The organism is Jannaschia maritima (genome assembly GCF_030973515.1).
Classification (GTDB): Bacteria; Pseudomonadota; Alphaproteobacteria; order Rhodobacterales; family Rhodobacteraceae; genus Jannaschia; species Jannaschia maritima.
The window spans coordinates 71,739-87,212 of record NZ_JARGZA010000006.1 but is presented as its reverse complement, the minus strand read 5'-3'; the positions used below and the strand labels follow the sequence as shown (position 1 = coordinate 87,212).

Annotated in this window: 14 protein-coding genes; 9 read left to right on the top strand and 5 right to left on the bottom strand. The window is 71.9% G+C overall.

Annotation, left to right across the window (positions count from 1 at the left end):
- The first annotated feature begins 47 nt into the window (after positions 1 to 47).
- The 4 genes from P0084_RS07325 to P0084_RS07310 are packed head-to-tail and all read left to right on the top strand — an operon-like array spanning position 48 to position 3,854.
- A complete protein-coding gene (locus P0084_RS07325) occupies positions 48 to 1,193 on the top strand; it encodes an alpha-D-ribose 1-methylphosphonate 5-triphosphate diphosphatase (RefSeq protein WP_308916170.1) in 1,146 nt (381 codons plus the stop codon).
- A gap of 51 nt (positions 1,194 to 1,244) precedes the next feature.
- On the top strand, positions 1,245 to 2,528 hold the full coding sequence (locus P0084_RS07320) for a hypothetical protein (RefSeq protein WP_308916169.1): 1,284 nt from the start codon (positions 1,245 to 1,247) through the stop codon (positions 2,526 to 2,528).
- Positions 2,525 to 3,265 carry a COG3904 family protein gene (locus P0084_RS07315; protein WP_308916168.1) on the top strand — a complete coding sequence of 247 codons (741 nt, stop codon included), beginning with the start codon at positions 2,525 to 2,527 and terminating at the stop codon, positions 3,263 to 3,265. The genes P0084_RS07320 and P0084_RS07315 overlap by 4 nt, the downstream gene beginning before the upstream one ends.
- 49 nt (positions 3,266 to 3,314) lie before the next feature.
- Positions 3,315 to 3,854: a L,D-transpeptidase gene (locus tag P0084_RS07310; RefSeq protein ID WP_308916167.1), complete on the top strand. Its 540-nt coding sequence runs from the start codon at positions 3,315 to 3,317 to the stop codon at positions 3,852 to 3,854.
- A 307-nt stretch (positions 3,855 to 4,161) separates the two neighbouring features.
- Here the strand turns inward: P0084_RS07310 and P0084_RS07305 are convergent, their stop codons facing one another.
- The 3 genes from P0084_RS07305 to P0084_RS07295 all read right to left on the bottom strand — a co-directional run bounded on the left by P0084_RS07305 (position 4,162) and on the right by P0084_RS07295 (position 6,851).
- Entirely contained in the window at positions 4,162 to 4,953 is a 792-nt protein-coding gene (locus P0084_RS07305; protein WP_308916166.1) for an ABC transporter permease, read from the bottom strand.
- Positions 4,946 to 5,713: an ABC transporter ATP-binding protein gene (locus P0084_RS07300; RefSeq protein WP_308916165.1), complete on the bottom strand. Its 768-nt coding sequence runs from the start codon at positions 5,711 to 5,713 to the stop codon at positions 4,946 to 4,948. Before P0084_RS07300 ends, P0084_RS07305 begins: the two co-directional genes overlap by 8 nt.
- Positions 5,714 to 5,843: 130 nt before the next feature.
- Complete coding sequence (locus tag P0084_RS07295) at positions 5,844 to 6,851, bottom strand: ABC transporter substrate-binding protein (RefSeq protein ID WP_308916164.1); 1,008 nt, start codon at positions 6,849 to 6,851, stop codon at positions 5,844 to 5,846.
- Between the two features lie 96 nt (positions 6,852 to 6,947).
- Here P0084_RS07295 and P0084_RS07290 point away from each other — a divergent pair, with 96 nt between their 5' ends.
- Entirely contained in the window at positions 6,948 to 7,700 is a 753-nt protein-coding gene (locus P0084_RS07290; RefSeq protein WP_308916163.1) for an endonuclease III domain-containing protein, read from the top strand.
- Between the two features lie 144 nt (positions 7,701 to 7,844).
- On the top strand, positions 7,845 to 9,161 hold the full coding sequence (locus P0084_RS07285; RefSeq protein WP_308916162.1) for a hypothetical protein: 1,317 nt from the start codon (positions 7,845 to 7,847) through the stop codon (positions 9,159 to 9,161).
- A gap of 51 nt (positions 9,162 to 9,212) precedes the next feature.
- On the opposite strand, the gene typA is transcribed toward P0084_RS07285, so the two are convergent.
- Positions 9,213 to 11,033, bottom strand: coding sequence for a translational GTPase TypA (typA, locus tag P0084_RS07280; RefSeq protein ID WP_308916161.1), 1,821 nt, complete (start codon positions 11,031 to 11,033; stop codon positions 9,213 to 9,215).
- 138 nt (positions 11,034 to 11,171) lie between these two features.
- Here typA and P0084_RS07275 point away from each other — a divergent pair, with 138 nt between their 5' ends.
- Together P0084_RS07275 and P0084_RS07270 are read left to right on the top strand one after the other, a co-directional pair.
- Positions 11,172 to 12,464 (top strand): cytochrome-c peroxidase, encoded by a 1,293-nt coding sequence (locus P0084_RS07275; RefSeq protein ID WP_308916160.1) that lies wholly within the window; start codon positions 11,172 to 11,174, stop codon positions 12,462 to 12,464.
- A gap of 87 nt (positions 12,465 to 12,551) precedes the next feature.
- Positions 12,552 to 12,758, top strand: coding sequence for a hypothetical protein (locus P0084_RS07270; protein WP_308916159.1), 207 nt, complete (start codon positions 12,552 to 12,554; stop codon positions 12,756 to 12,758).
- On the opposite strand, the gene P0084_RS07265 is transcribed toward P0084_RS07270, so the two are convergent.
- Complete coding sequence (locus P0084_RS07265; RefSeq protein WP_308916158.1) at positions 12,755 to 14,239, bottom strand: CRTAC1 family protein; 1,485 nt, start codon at positions 14,237 to 14,239, stop codon at positions 12,755 to 12,757. The two genes, P0084_RS07270 and P0084_RS07265, sit on opposite strands and share 4 nt — an antisense overlap.
- A 215-nt stretch (positions 14,240 to 14,454) precedes the next feature.
- Here P0084_RS07265 and xylF point away from each other — a divergent pair, with 215 nt between their 5' ends.
- Positions 14,455 to 15,435 (top strand): D-xylose ABC transporter substrate-binding protein, encoded by a 981-nt coding sequence (xylF, locus tag P0084_RS07260; RefSeq protein ID WP_374213624.1) that lies wholly within the window; start codon positions 14,455 to 14,457, stop codon positions 15,433 to 15,435.
- Positions 15,436 to 15,474 lie beyond the last annotated feature (39 nt).

Genomic DNA, 15,474 nt, shown 5'->3' with positions numbered 1-15,474 from the left:
CCCCGACCCGCGATACCCCGCCCCGCAGCAGCACGGGACGGCGGACCATGGACGACATCACATCCGGGCACCTGGCGAACGTCCGCCTGGTCCTGCCCGACCGCGTGGTCCCGGGCCGCATCGCCTGGGCGGACGGCACGATCGTCGAGGTCGCGGAAGGCGACGCCGTGCCCGCGGACGCCGTCGATTGCGGCGGCGACCATCTGCTGCCCGGCCTGGTGGAGCTTCACACCGACAACGTGGAACGCCACGTCGCGCCGCGCCCCGGCGTGGACTGGCCCGCCGCCGCGGCCCTGGCCGCCCACGACCGGGAGCTGGCGGGCTGCGGGATCACCACCGTGTTCGACGCGATGCGCGTCGGCTCCAGCACCGACGGTCGCCCCTACCGCGCCTATGCCCGCGCGTTGGCGACGCAGCTGGCCGCCCTGCGCGACGCGGGCGCGCTGCGGATCGACCACCACCTGCACCTGCGCGCGGAGGTCTGTTCGGAAACGCTGCTGGACGAGCTGGCGGCGTTCGGCCCCGGCGATCGGGTGGGCCTGGTCAGCCTGATGGACCACACGCCAGGGCAGCGGCAGTTCCGCGACCTGGACAAGCTGCGCGCCTATTGGGAAGGCAAGAACCGCGACATGCCCGGCGGCTTCGCGGCCCATGTGGACCGCCTGCGCGCGATGCGCGACCGCATCGGCCCGGACCACGAACGGGGCGCCGTGGACTTCGCCCGGCGCTGCGGCGCGGTGCTGGCCAGCCACGACGACACGACGCCCGCGCAGGTGGCCGTCAGCGCGGATCACGGGGTCCGCCTGGCGGAGTTTCCCACCACCCTGGATGCGGCGCGGGCCTGCCGCGACGCGGGCATCCCGGTGATGATGGGCGCGCCCAACGTCATCCGGGGGGTCAGCCATTCCGGCAACGTGTCCGCCCTCGACCTGGCGCGGGCGGGGCTCCTGGACATCCTGTCGTCCGACTACGTGCCCGCGGGGCTGCTCGTGGCCGCCTGGCGGCTGGGCGCGGTCTGGGACGACCTCCCCCGCGCGGTCCGCACCGTGACCGCCGCGCCCGCCGCCGCCGTGGGGCTGCCGGATCGCGGGACGCTGGCGCGGGGGCGGCGCGCGGATCTCGTGCGGGTGTCCGTCCACGACGGCCTGCCCCTGGTCCGCGGCGCCTGGTCGGGGGGGCGGCGCAGCGCCTGACGCCTTGCCAAACCCCCTGCCACCCCCCAACTTTCCCCCGGGAGACGCGCCATGACCGACGACCGGAGCATCACGGGCCAACGCCATGCGCGCGAGGTCGAAGGCCATCTGGCCTGGCTGGACAGCTTCACCTCCGCGGCACTGGGGGTGCTGGCGGTGGCGTCGGGGATCTACACCTATCTGGGGGTCCGGGGGCTCCTGGACGACGGGGGGGCGCTGTCGCTCTTCGCGGCGCTGGCCTATTCGGCGGCCGTGTCCACGGGTATCTTCGTGTTCTGGTCCTACCTCCTGCGGCTGCTGCCCGCCATGCGTTCCGCGGGCACGCGCCTGGGCCTGGTGGCCGCGATGGTGCTGGGCTCGCTCGCCATCGTGGCGATGTCGTCCTGGCTGAACGCCGCCGCGCTGGCCGGGTCCGCGGCGGTCGAACAGCACCTGGCGCGCACGGTGCAGGACTATCAGGCCGCGCTCGAACGGGCGAACGAGAACACGCTGCAGGGGCAGGCGCTGGCGCTCGACGTGGGCCGCGCGCGCCAGGGATTCGAGGATCTGTCCGAGCAGGAGGCGGGCGGCAACCTGTCGGGCCTGGCCGGTCGCGGCGCGGTGTTCCGCGTGCTGACGCAGAAGTCCGACGAGCTGGCCGCGCTCCAGCAGCTGATCGCCGCGCAGGAGGCCCCCGTCGCGGCCGCCTTCGCCGAGGGCAACGCCATCCTGTCGCGGATGCGCGCCCTGACCGTGGCCCCCGGCCCGGTGGAGGCGCGGTCGGTCGAGTTCTCCGAGGAAGCGGTGCGCTTGGCGGGCGTCATCACCACCTTGCGCCAATTGTCCGTGGCGCCCCTGGTGGACCGGGCGGCGCGCGACCTGGCGCAATCGGTCGTCCTGCCGCGCCTGGACGCGCAGGACGCGGGCGGGCAGGCCGCGCAGCGGGCGACGATCGACAGCCTGCTCGACGTCCTGGCGCAGCGCGCCGCGACCCTGCAATCCGCCGCGGCCGAGGTCCTGGCGTTGGAGGCCCCGGCGGAGGTCGTCTATACCCCCATCTCCACCGCCGACGCGGTGATCCTGTATGCGCGCAACTTCGTGCCGTCCTGGGCGGGCGCCATCGCGATCGACCTGTTGCCCGCGGTGCTGGTGCTGATCGTCGCCGTGGCGCAGGCCGCCGTCCGACAGGGCCGCGCCCCCGCCGCCCCCGCCGACACCCTCAGCGTGGGCGAGCTGCGCGCCGCGTTGCAGGCCCTGCGCGAGGTGGAGGGCCGCGCGCCTCCGGCGCCCGCCGCGCCGCCGCCCGCCGCCGTGCCGGAGCCGTTGCCGTCCAAGCCCCGCCCCGCCGCCGAATGAGCGCCGCGGACGGGCCCACGCCCGCGCCCGAGCGGCGCACCCTGCGCTGGCTGCTGGGCGCGCAGATCGCCATCGCGGTCCTTCTGGTCGTGGTCGAGCTGGTGCCGACGCTGCCGCGGCTCCTGAACCCGTCGGCCGCGCCCGAACTGGATCGCCCGACCCGGCCCGGGGACCAGACGCGCCGCTATCGCATGGACGTCCCCACGCGCACCGGTCCCGCCGACATGCCCCGCCGGCTGACGGCGGAGCCCGTGCAGGCGGACGGCGCGGACGGACTGGCGCTGCGCGGCGACATCGCGCCGGGCGACGGCGACCGGATCGTGGCGGCCCTGCTGGAGGGCGATCCCGCCTTCGTGACCCTGGACAGCCCCGGCGGCAGCGTGAGCGACGCGCTGCTGATCGGCCGCACGGTCCGGGCGGAGGGGATCGCGACGATCGTGCGCGACGGCGCGGTCTGCATGTCGGCCTGCCCCTACATCCTCGCCGGGGGCGTCCGGCGGACGGCGGGGGACGACGCGCGGATCGGCGTGCATCAGCACAGCTTCGGCGAATCCACCATCCTGCCCGCCTTCCTGGCGGTGGAGGACATACAGCGCGGCCAGGCGCAGGTGCTCGACCACCTGACGGAGATGGGCATAGACCTGCGGATTATGGGGCCCGCCCTGGCGACCCCGGCCGCCGAGATCTACATCCTGTCGCAGGGGGAGCTGCGCGACTGGAACGTCGTCACGGAATGACCGGCGGGGCCATGACGTCGCCGCAATCCGGTCCTATATCCCCGTCGCCATGAACCGCCGTGCCTTCCTGTCCGCCGCGTCCGCCGCCGCGCTCGCCACGCCCGCGCTGGGCTATACGGTGCCCGTCCACCTGCGCCCCACGCGGATCGCGGTGCGCGACGCCTATGCGCCTGGCACGGTCGTGGTGATCCCGCAGACCCACTTCCTGTATTGGATGGAGGAGGGGGGAACCGCGATGCGCTACGGCGTCGGCGTGGGCCGCGCGGGGTTGGAGTTCCAGGGCGTGGCCGACGTCGCGCGCAAGGCCGAGTGGCCCAGCTGGACCCCCACGCCCGACATGATCGCGCGCAACCCCGAACGCTATGCGCAGTATGCGGGCGGCGTACCGGGCGGGCCGGACAACCCGTTGGGCAGCCGGGCGCTGTATCTCTACCAGGACGGGGTCGACACCTACTACCGCATCCACGGCACGACCTCGCCGCGCTCGATCGGGCGCAGCGTGTCGAACGGATGCATCCGCATGGTCAACGCGCATATCGAGGATCTGTACGAACGGGTGCCGATCGGAACGCCGGTCCACGTCCTCTAGCACGCGTCGGGAAGCGCCGCGTGCGGCCGCACGATCCCGGCTCCCGAATCGGGATTCCGTCCGACGCGGAGCAGACGGAAGGCAGACGGGACGCAGACACGCGCCGCATCGGTTCCCGCGGCGCGTTCCGTCCCGCCGACACGGCCCGGAGGACCGCCCCGGGGCCTTGCACCGCTGGCGGATCGCCCCCGGTTGCATCGCACCCCGCTCGGACCCACACTCGTCGCACCGGCACCCCCGCCGCACCCCGGATCGGAGAGCGTTTCGCCGCAGCGCAGCATCGTAGAAGGGTGGCCCCGTCCCGCCGTCACGTCCGCCAGCGCAGGACCCGCTTCTCCAGCCAACCGATGACGGCGGACACGAGCACCCCCAGGATCGACAGGATCGTCACCCCCGCGAACAGCCGTTCCAGGTCGTAGAGCGAGCCCGCGGTCAGGATATAGGCCCCGATGCCGTACTCCGCGCCCAGCATCTCGGCGGCGACGAGCAGGATGATCGCGATGGCCAGGCTGACGCGCAGGCCCGACAGGATGCCGGGCATCGCGCCGGGCAGGACGATCTTCGACACGATCGACCACCAGCGCAGCCCGAAGGACTGCCCCATGCGGATCAGGCCGCGATCCACGTTGTCCACCGCCCCGTAGGTCGCGACCACGGTGGGGGTGAAGGTGCCGAACGCGATCAAGGCCCATTTCGACGCCTCGCCGATGCCGAACCAGATCACGAACAGGGGCAGGAGCGCGATCTTGGGGATGGGGAAGATGGCGGCCACCAAGGGGATCAGCCCCGCGCGGACCAGCCCGAACAGACCGATGGCCACGCCGACCGCGATGCCCAGCCCCGCCCCGAGGACCGCGCCCACCGCCAGTCGGGACAGCGACGGGACCATGTGGTCCACCAGCGCGCCGGTGCGCCACAGCTCGCCGAAGGTCGCCAGCACGGCCGAGGGCAGCGGCAGGGTCAGCGGAGAGATCCAACCGCCGCGCAGGCCCCATTCGACCAGGACCAGGATCGCCGCGAACAGGATCAGCGCGGCCCAGCGGTTGCCCCGCGGCCGGAAGCCGCCGCCGCGGAAGGGGACGGCCCGGGCGTCAGGCATCCTGAAGCTCCGCGTCCGCCGCCGCGGCCTCCGCCCGGATGGCCGACCACAGGTGGTCGCGCGCGCGCACCAGGTCCGGATGCGCGTCGTGGCGATCGGGCAGGGGCACGTCCAGGTCCACCACCTCGCGCACGCGGCCGGGGCGCCGCGACAGGACGACGACGCGGTGGCCCAGGCGCACCGCCTCCGACAGGTTGTGCGTCACGTAGAGCGCGGTGAACGGCTGCCGAGTCCACAGGCCCACCAGATCGTCCATCAGCAGCTCGCGCGTCTGCGCGTCCAACGCGGACAGGGGCTCGTCCATCAGCATCACCGCGGGGCGCACGGCCAGCGCGCGGGCGATGGCCACGCGCTGCTTCATGCCGCCCGACAGCTGCCGGGGCAGGGCGTCGCGGAACCCGTCCAGGCGCGTGCGGGCCAGCACGTCCGCCACCGTCGCCTGCCGTTCGGCGGCGGACAGGGGATGATCCTCCAGCACCAGTTCGACGTTGCCCGCCACGCTGCGCCAGGGCAGCAGCGCGAAGTCCTGGAACACGTAGGTGAGCGGGTTCAGGCAGCCGTCCGGCGGGTGCCCGCGCTGCAGGACCTGCCCGCCACCGGCCCGTTCCAGCCCGCCCGCGATGCGCAGCAGCGTGGACTTGCCGCAGCCCGACGGTCCCACGATGCACACGACCCGGCCGGAGGGAACGTCGATGGTGACGTCCCGCAGGACCTCCGTGTCGCCGTAGCGGTGGGTGATGGATCGAAGGGTCAGGTCCATGGGTCTGGGACGTCCTGGGGTCGCGTCTCGGGTCCGGGGAACGTGGTCGTCGGGCTCGCCTCGACGATCCACGTCCGCACTCGTCGATCGGTGGATCGCCGGGTCAGGTCCGGCGATGACGGATCAAGCGTCAGCCCACCGTCCGCACGAAGCTGTCGTCCACGATGGCGTCCAGCGCGATGTCCGCGTCCACCAGGCCCTCGGACTGGAACCACGACAACTGGTCCTGCAGGGACGCGACGTTCAGGGCCGCGCCCTCGTTGATGCGCATGGTGCCGTCGATGATGGACGGGGCCGCGCGCTCGCGCTCGCGGTCGGTATAGACGTAGCGGTGGATCAGGTCGACCATCGCGTCCACGCCCTCGTCGCCGCCCGCCCGGTCGATCATCGTGGTGTTGTAATCGGTCACGCCGCGCCCGAACGCGTCGAGGAACGCCTGGGTCCGGTCCCGGTCGCCCGCGTTTGCGGTCGAGGTGAAGACGGTCGTGACCTGATAGTCCGGCAGGTAGTCGGACACGTCCCCGATGACGTGGACCTCGCCCGTGCCGGCGATGGGCTTGGCGATGTGGGGGACGATGGACCAGCCGTCGATCTGGTCCGACCGCAGCGCGCCGATCACCGCGCCCACCTTCTGGAGCGGCACGAACGACATCTCGATGCCTTCGGCTTCGGCTATCTTCGACCCCATGTAGTGGAAGCTGGACCCGGCGGTGGTCATGCCGAACCGCTTGCCCGCCAGACCGGCCGGCGTGGTCACGCCGTCCCGGTAGGCCGCGTCGGAGGCCAGGATCTTCTGGCCGTCGATGCCCGCCTCCTCCGACAGGCCGCCGCCGATGACCTTGATCGCGCCCTTGTCGGCCAGGCTGATCAGGCCGCCCGACATGGCCGTCATGGCATAATCGACGTCGCCGCTGGCTATGGCCACGGCCATCGGCTGCGCGGCCTGGAAGAACTCCAGCTCCACGTCCAGTCCCGCATCGGCGAAGTAGCCGCGTTCGAGCGCCACGAAGCTGGGGCTGTGGCTGGTGAAGCGCAGCGCGCCGACGCGCAGCTTCGTGCCCTGCGCGAGGGCCGGCGCGGCCAGCGCGACCCCGGTGGCGCCCATCGCGGCGAGGGCGTGGCGGCGTGTGATGGTCATGGCGGTGTCCTCCCTGGATGCCCAGCGGGACCATGACGCCCGGGCCCCCGGTGTCAACGCGTGGAACCGATGCGGGGGTATGGGGATTCGCACCCCATGTCCGACGGAGATGCCTGCCTGGCCCGCAAGGCCCTGACACTGCACGAAATCCTGTGCGACGCCTATGGCGCGCCGTTTCCCTACTTCCAGTCGCTGGACCCCTTGTCGGAACTGGTCAGCACCATGCTGAACCATCGCACGCGCAACCGCGATGCGAAGGCGGCGTTCCAGGCGCTGCGCGATGCGTTCCCCACCTGGGAGGAGGTGCGCGACGCCCCCGTGGCCGACGTGCAGGCCTCCATCGCCCCCGCCACCTGGCCCGAGGCCAAGGCGCCCAAGGTCCAGGCCGCCCTGCGTGCGATCACGGAACGGGCCGGCCGGCTGTCGCTAGACTTCCTGGGCGGGATGCCTGCCGACGAGGCCCGCGCCTGGCTGGAAGCGATGGACGGGGTAGGGCCGAAGACGTCTGCCGCGGTGCTGTCGTTCTCGACCCTGCGGGGGCGGGCGCTGCCGGTGGACAGCCACCACCACCGCGTGGCCCAGCGGGTGGGGCTGGTCGGGCCGAAGGTCGGCGTCGGGCCCAGCCATGCGATCCTCGAAGGGTTCCTGCCGGACGCGTGGGACGCGCAGGCGGTGTACGACCACCACCAGGCATTCATGCGGCACGGGCAGAAGGTGTGCCATTGGCGAGGGCCGGACTGCGCCGGTTGCGTCGTCGCGGAACTGTGCGACGCGCGGCAGGGGCGGCGCGCGGTACCCGCCGTGACCGCCGTTCCGCTTCCGCTGTTCGACCGCCCCGGTGCTGGCTGACGAGGGCGCCACGCGCCGAAACGGTGGATTTCCCTACCCCGGTTCCGCCCGAAGGTAGGGTTTCCCCCACTACGCCGCCACACGGCATCCTTGCACATCGACAGGCACGCCGCGTCGACGGCACCCCCGATGTGAGACGGAACCATGACCCAGTATCTGATCAAGTCCACCGACAGCTTCTCGATCGTCGCCACCCTGGAGGACGACGACGTGGCCATCGTTCTCGACCCCGCCGTGCTGGAACGCATGGCCGATGCGGCGAAGGAGGGTGCCTCCGGTCTGGGCGCGCTTCTCGATGCGCTCGGGACCGACGCGGGGGCGTATCTCGACGCGGCCGACGCGCTGGAACGCTTCGGTCCCAGCTTAGCGGACCTCCACGGAAAGGGCGGCATGCCCGACGGGTTCGACGCCGCCGCCGGACCCGAAGGATTCACCCGGACCGACGCCGCCGGGCTGGCCGAGATGCTGGGCGCGGGCACCGGCATTCCCGGCCAACCCGATCCGGGCGGCCTGATCGGCGGCAAGCAGGGCCAGTTGATGGATGGTGGCTTCTGGGACGGTTTCACGGAGAAGGTCGGCCTGGGTGTGGCCGCGGGCGGCGTCACCGGCGCGGTCGGCGGGACCGTCGTCGTGCCGGCCGTCGGCACGGCGGTGGGCGGCCTGATCGGCGCCGGCGTCGGCGCGGCGATCGGGGGTCTGATGCACGTGAAGGACAAGTGGGACGAGACGAGCAACGACATCGACGAGCGCGTCAACTTCTCACAGAACGACGAAGGCGATGACGATACGGAGGAAGGCAACACCGCGACGGCGTCGAACGATGGTGACGACGACACCGATGACACCGATGGCGGATCGAGCGGGACCGACGACTCCGACGACGAGGCCGAGGGGGACACGGAGGTCGCCGACAACTCGGACAAGGGGGAAGGCCAGGACGAAGGCCAGGGCGAGGGCACCGGCGACGAGGGCGAGGCCGCGACCACGACGCCCCGCGACCCCAACGACGACAGTGGCGGCGGGCTGACGCGCGAAGAGTTCGCGGAGCTGGCCGAGAAGGAGAAGGAGGAGAAGGACGAGTCCACCACCATGCCGGCCTCGCCCGACGACGAGTACGGGCCTGGCATCGTCCTGGACGAGAACGACATCGACGACCACGACGAGACGACGCAGCCCACCTCGCCCGAGGACGCGTACACGCCGGACGTCGTGATCGACGGCGACATCTTCGCGAAGCTGGACCAGACCACCCAACCCGGTTCGCCGGACGAGCCGGACGGCTTCGTCTTCCGCGAACCCGTGGGCGGTGAGGACCCCGCGGGGAACGGCCATCACTATGCCGTGGCGGATGCCGGACCGGCCTTCGCCGTGACCTCGGATCAGGCCGGGGACGTCCGCGACGTGGAGGGTGTCACCGACATGGGCGCGTTCTCCGTCGCGGAGGAACCGGTGCTCTTCTGACGCCGTCCCGCGGCTCGCGGGCCCCCGGCGCGTGCCAGGGGCCTTCGCGCGTCAGCCCGCCGCGCGGGCCTGGCGCTTGCGCTCGTGGGGATCGAGGAACCGCTTGCGCAGGCGGATGGCGTTGGGGGTCACCTCCACCAGCTCGTCGTTGTCGATATACGCGATGGCCTCCTCCAGCGACATCCGCACGGGGGTGGTCAGGCGCACCGCCTCGTCGGTGCCGCTGGCGCGCACGTTGGTCAGCTTCTTTCCCTTCAGTGGATTAACCTCAAGGTCGTTGTCCCGGCTGTGCTCGCCGATGATCATGCCCTGATAGACCTGCTCCTGCGCGCCGATGAAGAAGCGGCCGCGGTCTTCCAGGTTGAAGATCGCATAAGCCACGCTGACGCCGTCCTCCATCGAGATCAGGACGCCCTGCCGCCGTCCCGGGATCGGGCCCTTGTAGGGCGCCCATTCGTGGAACACCCGGTTCAGGACGCCCGTGCCGCGCGTGTCGGTCAGGAACTCGCCGTGATAGCCGATCAGCCCACGGCTGGGCACGTGCGCCACGATGCGCGTCTTGCCGGCGCCCGCGGGCTTCATCTCCGTCATCTCGCCCCGGCGCGCCCCGGTGATCTTCTCGATCACGGCGCCGGAATATTCGTCGTCCACGTCGATGGTGACTTCCTCGATCGGCTCCATCTGCTGACCGTCGACGTCTCGGAACAGGACCTGCGGGCGGCTGATCGACAGCTCGAACCCTTCGCGGCGCATGTTCTCGATCAACACGCCCATCTGCAATTCGCCCCGGCCCGCGACCTCGAATGCTTCCCCGCCGGGCGTGTCGCTGACCTTGATCGCGACGTTCACCTCCGCCTCGCGCATCAGGCGCTCGCGGATGACGCGGGACTGCACCTTCTTGCCGTCGCGCCCGGCGAGCGGGCTGTCGTTGATGCCGAAGGTCACCGTGATGGTCGGCGGGTCGATGGGCTGCGCGGGCAGCGGCACGTCGATGGACGTGTCGCACAGCGTGTCGGCCACGGTGGCCTTCGACATGCCCGCGATGGTGACGATGTCGCCCGCCTCCGCCACTTCGATGGGCTGCTGCGACAGGCCGCGGAACGCCAGGATCTTGGTGGCGCGGAACTGCTCGATGCGTCCGCCCTCGCGCGACAGGGCCTGGACCGTCTGACCGGCCTTCAGCGTGCCGGACTCGACGCGACCCGTCAGGATGCGCCCGATGAACGGGTCCGCGCCCAGCGTGGTGGCCAGCATCCGGAACGGCTTGCCCCGGTCGGCGATCTGCCGGGGCTCGGGGACGTGGGCGACGATCAGGTCGAACAGCGCGGACAGATCCTCGCGCGGGCCGTCCAGCTCCACGTCCGCCCAGCCCGACCGGCCGGAGGCATAGAGCGCGGGGAAGTCCAGCTGCTCGTCCGTGGCGCCCAGGTTGGCGAACAGGTCGAACACCTCGTCCAGTGCGCGGTCGGGCTCGGCGTCGGGCTTGTCGACCTTGTTCAGCACGACGATGGGCCGCAACCCCAGCGCCAACGCCTTGGAGGTGACGAACTTCGTCTGCGGCATCGGGCCTTCGGCCGCATCGACCAGCAGCACCACGCCGTCCACCATGCTGAGGATGCGCTCGACCTCGCCCCCGAAATCGGCGTGGCCGGGGGTGTCCACGATGTTGACGCGCGTGCCCTTCCATTCGACCGACGTGGCCTTGGCCAGGATCGTGATGCCGCGCTCCCGCTCCAGGTCGTTGCTGTCCATCGCCCGTTCGGTCGTGGCCTCGTTCTCGCGGTAGGTGCCGGACTGCTTCAGGAGCTCGTCCACCAGGGTGGTCTTGCCGTGGTCCACATGCGCGATGATGGCGATGTTGCGAAGGTCCATGGGGCGGCCTTTCGGTCGGGGAATGCGAATCGGTGGGGAGTCGGCCGCCACATAAGCGCGACGGGTGCGGAACGCCAGTGGTCGCACCGGCCCCGCATCCCCTGGACGTCGGACCGCCCACATGGTGCAACGGCCGCCATGCGCGTCCTGCTCCTTTCCGCGATCCTGGCCGGCCCCGTGGCGGCGATGGACATCCCCGCCCCCGTTACGGACGCCGACTACCGCGCGACGGACCCCGCGGTCGTCGAATGGGGGCGGCTGCTGTTCTGGGATCCGATCCTGTCGGGCAATCGCACCCTGTCCTGCGGGACCTGCCACCACCCCCGCTTCGGCACGGGCGACGGTCTCGCGCTGGGCCTGGGCGATGGGGGCGTGGGGCTGGGCCTCGACCGCGTGGCGGATCCCGCGAACCCGCCCGAGCAGCGCATCCCCCGTAACGCCCCCGCTCTGTGGAACCTGGGCGCGCAAGAATTCACCGTTCTGTTCCACGACGGTCGGATCGAGGCGGCGGCGGACGGCCTGCGCACCCCCATGGGCCCCGAGATGGTGGAGGGGTTCGACACGCTCCTGTCGGCGCAGACCATGTTCCCCGTCCTGTCCGCCGACGAGATGGCGGGCCATTACGGCGAGAACGAGGTCAGCGTCGCCGTGCGTCGGGGCGTCATCACCGGGCCCGGCGGGGCCTGGGACCTGCTGGCCGAACGGGTGCGCGGCATCCCGGAATACCGTGCGCTGTGGCGCGCCGCGTTCCCTGGTGACGACGTGCTGGACTTCACCGACATATCCGATGCGATCGCGCAGTTCGTGGAACACGAATGGCGGTCCGACACGTCGCCCTTCGACGCCTGGCTGCGGGGCGAGGGGACGCTGCCCCCGGACGCCCTGGCCGGGGTCGAGCTGTTCCATGGCGCGGCGGGATGCGCCGCCTGCCATGCCGGCCCGTTCCAGACCGATCACGGCTTCCACGCGACCGGCGCCCCGCAGCTGGGGCCGGGCAAGGCCGCCCGGTTCGAGGACCACGCTCGCGACGACGGCCGGATGCGCGTCACGGGCGATCCTGCGGATGCCTACGCGTTCCGCACCCCCAGCCTGCGCAACGTGACCCGGACCGGCCCATGGGGTCACGCGGGGGGTCATGCCGACCTGGCGGCGTTCCTGCGCGATCACGCCGCGCCCCGTCGGGCCGGCGCAGCCTGGCCCCGGGACGCGGCCCTGCCCGACCTGCCGGTGGCCGATTGGCGCATCGCCGACGACCCCGCCGCCCGGACCGCCATAGTGGCGGCGGTCGAGGGACCGGACCGCGTCCTGACCGACGGCGAGGTATCGGCCCTGATGGCCTTCCTCGCCACGTTGGAGGACGCCGACGCCCTCCGGGGGCGGTTGGGAATCCCCGCCACGGTGCCATCGGGCCTGCTGGTGGAGTTGCCATGATGTCGCAGTGCGGGGACCTACCCCTTCCCCGGTGGAAGTCCGTCAATCACAACGGACAGGGGTGAACGTCAGAGCGAGGGAACATCCATGTCCGTGGAGGAAGGGTATATCGGGTTGTTCCTGGCGTTGCGCGCCTTCAACAAGCAGCCGCTCGGGACGCGGGCCCGGATCCGGGACGAGTACTTCGACATCGCCGCGGACGTCCTGATCGATCCCCGGGCGCGACGCCGCCTGCGCCTCTATGGCCTGCGGGAAGCGCAGCGCCTTCCCCAGGCCCGCCCCGACGCCGGCTAGCGTTCGATCCGCACGCGGCCCGGTTCCACGGTCCGCCAAGCCCCTAGGGTCCCGTCCGGCCACCGGACGCGCAGGTCCGCCGCAATGGCGGCGCCCAACCCGAAATGCAGTGGTCCCGCGACGCCTCCGGCATGGCCGCCGCCGACCGTCATCTCCTGCACCTGCACACCCGCATCCGTCCGCACCTCCACCCAGGCGCCCACGGCACGGGTGTTGCCGTCCCCCCCGCGCAGGTCGACGGACAGGGACGCGCCGCCCGGCGTGACGTTGCGCCAGACCTCCCACGGGGCGCGGCGGTTCACGACGACCAGATCCAGTCGTCCGTCCCCGTCCAGATCCGCCAGCGCCGCGCCGCGGGACCGGTCGGTCGTGGCGATGCCGGCGCGGGCCGCGACCTCCACGAACACGCCGCCGTCGTTGCGCAGCAGGTTGTTGGGATCGGCCATCGCCATGCCGGGCATCTGATCGACGTTGCCCTTGGCGATGAACAGGTCCGCGTCGCCGTCGCGGTCCACGTCCCCCCAAGCCGCGTGCCAGCCCGTGCTGGGCCGTCCGTCGTCCCCCGTGTGGGGCCGCTGCGCCGCCGTGCCCAGGGCGAAGGGGGCCGGTTCGTGGCCCTCGGGCGTGGACAGCATCACCAGCTGGTCCCCCATCGACGTCAGCGCCAGGTCGGGCCGTCCGTCGCCCGTCACGTCGCGGCTGGCGATGCCCATGCCCCAGATCGACGGCGCGTCGAAGCCGTCCCCCGGCCCGAGGAAGCGCCCCAGCGCGGGGTCGTAGATCTGCTCGGCCCCGCCCCGGACGTAGTAATGCCGGTCGTTCGACAGCCGCAGCGTAGGCGCGCCGTCGCGATCCTCGTCTGAGAACAGCGCCGACAGCGCGCAGAAGCCCGGCTCCAACCGGGTGGCCCGCCAGCCCGTGCCGTCGGGACGGACCAGCAGGTTCGCGTCGCAGGTGCCGAACGGCCCCTCCGGGTCGGCCCGGTCGACGTAGGTCCCGAAGGCCAGGGTCGGCCGGTCCCCGCCCAGCCATGCGGCCGAGAAGGCGGTGGTCCAGGCGTCGCCCCCGTCGGGCAGGCCGCCGAAGTCGTGGGGCGCGAAGCCGCACGCCCCGTCGCCGCGTAGGAACAGGTTCGGCCCCACCCGCAGCACGACCAGATCCAGTGCCCCGTCGCCGTCGATGTCCAGCGGGTAGAGGCCGGTCGCGCCCGTGACCGTCGGGAACGCGCCCGCCTCGAACGCCATGGCCCCGCGGTTGCGCAGGAACGCGACCGGGTTCGTCCCGCCCGCCGCCGCGACCTCGGGCAGCGAATCGCCGTCGCAGTCGAACACCGCGACGCCGCCGCCCACGAAATGCTCCCACCCGCCGGCATAGACGTGTGGGGGGACCGCGATCCGCTCGAACGCGATGTCGGCGGCGGCGGGCAAGGCCGCGACGGCCACGGCGAGGCGGAGCGTCCAGGCCCTCGATGCGTGTCCCATGTCCCCTGTCCCCCTTCGCGGCATCGGCAGTCATGGCGACGGTGCGGGCGACGTCAAAGGAATTCTGAAAGCGGTTTTGACATGCGCGCGGAACCGTGCTGCTGTTCGGCCCATCCGAAGCCCCCGACCGCATGAGGGGCCGGGCATCCCTAGGGAGGATACAGATGAAGAAGTTCCTGACGGCGGCGGCTGCCGCCTCCGTGACGTTCGCGGGCATGGCCGCGACGGACAGCCATGCCCAGACGGTCGGCGTGAGCTGGTCCAACTTCCAGGAGGAGCGCTGGAAGTCCGACGAGGCCGCCATCCGCGAAGCGCTGGAGGCCGCGGGCGCGACCTACATCTCGGCGGACGCGCAGTCGTCGTCCTCCAAGCAGCTGTCCGACATCGAGAGCTTGATCGCGCAGGGCGCGGACGCGCTGATCATCCTGGCGCAGGACAGCCAGGCCATCGGCCCCGCGATCACCCAGGCCCGCGACGAGGGCATCCCCGTGGTCGGCTACGACCGCCTGATCGACGATCCCTATGCCTTCTACCTGACCTTCGACAACGTGGAGGTCGGGCGCATGCAGGCCCGTGCCGTGCTGGAGGCCGCGCCCGAGGGCAACTACGTCATGATCAAGGGCTCGCCCACCGATCCGAACAGCGACTTCCTGCGCGGCGGTCAGCAGGAGGTGCTGCAGGACGCCATCGACGCCGGTGACGTCACCATCCTGGACGAGGCCTATACCGATCAGTGGCTGTCGGCGAACGCGCAGCGCAACATGGAACAGATCCTGACCGCCAACGACAACGAGGTCGACGCCGTCGTGGCGTCCAACGACTCGACCGCGTCGGGCGTGGCCGCGGCGCTGGCCGCGCAGGGCATGTCCGACACGCCGCTGTCGGGCCAGGACGGCGACACCGCCGCCCTGAACCGCATCGCTCGGGGCGCGCAGACCGTGTCCGTGTGGAAGGACGCCCGCGACCTGGGCCGGCGCGCCGGCGAGATCGCGGTCGCGCTGGCCGGGGGCACCGCGCTGGACGAGATCGAGGGCGCGTCGGAATGGACCTCGCCCGGCGGCACCACGCTGCATGCCCAGTTCCTGGAGCCCGTGCCGATCACGCGCGACAACCTGGACGTGGTCGTCGACGCCGGCTGGATCACGCAGGAGGCCCTGTGCCAGGGCGTCGAGAACGGCCCCGCCCCCTGCAACTGACGAGGCGACCGGGTCCGCCCCATCGGGGGCGGGCCCGAC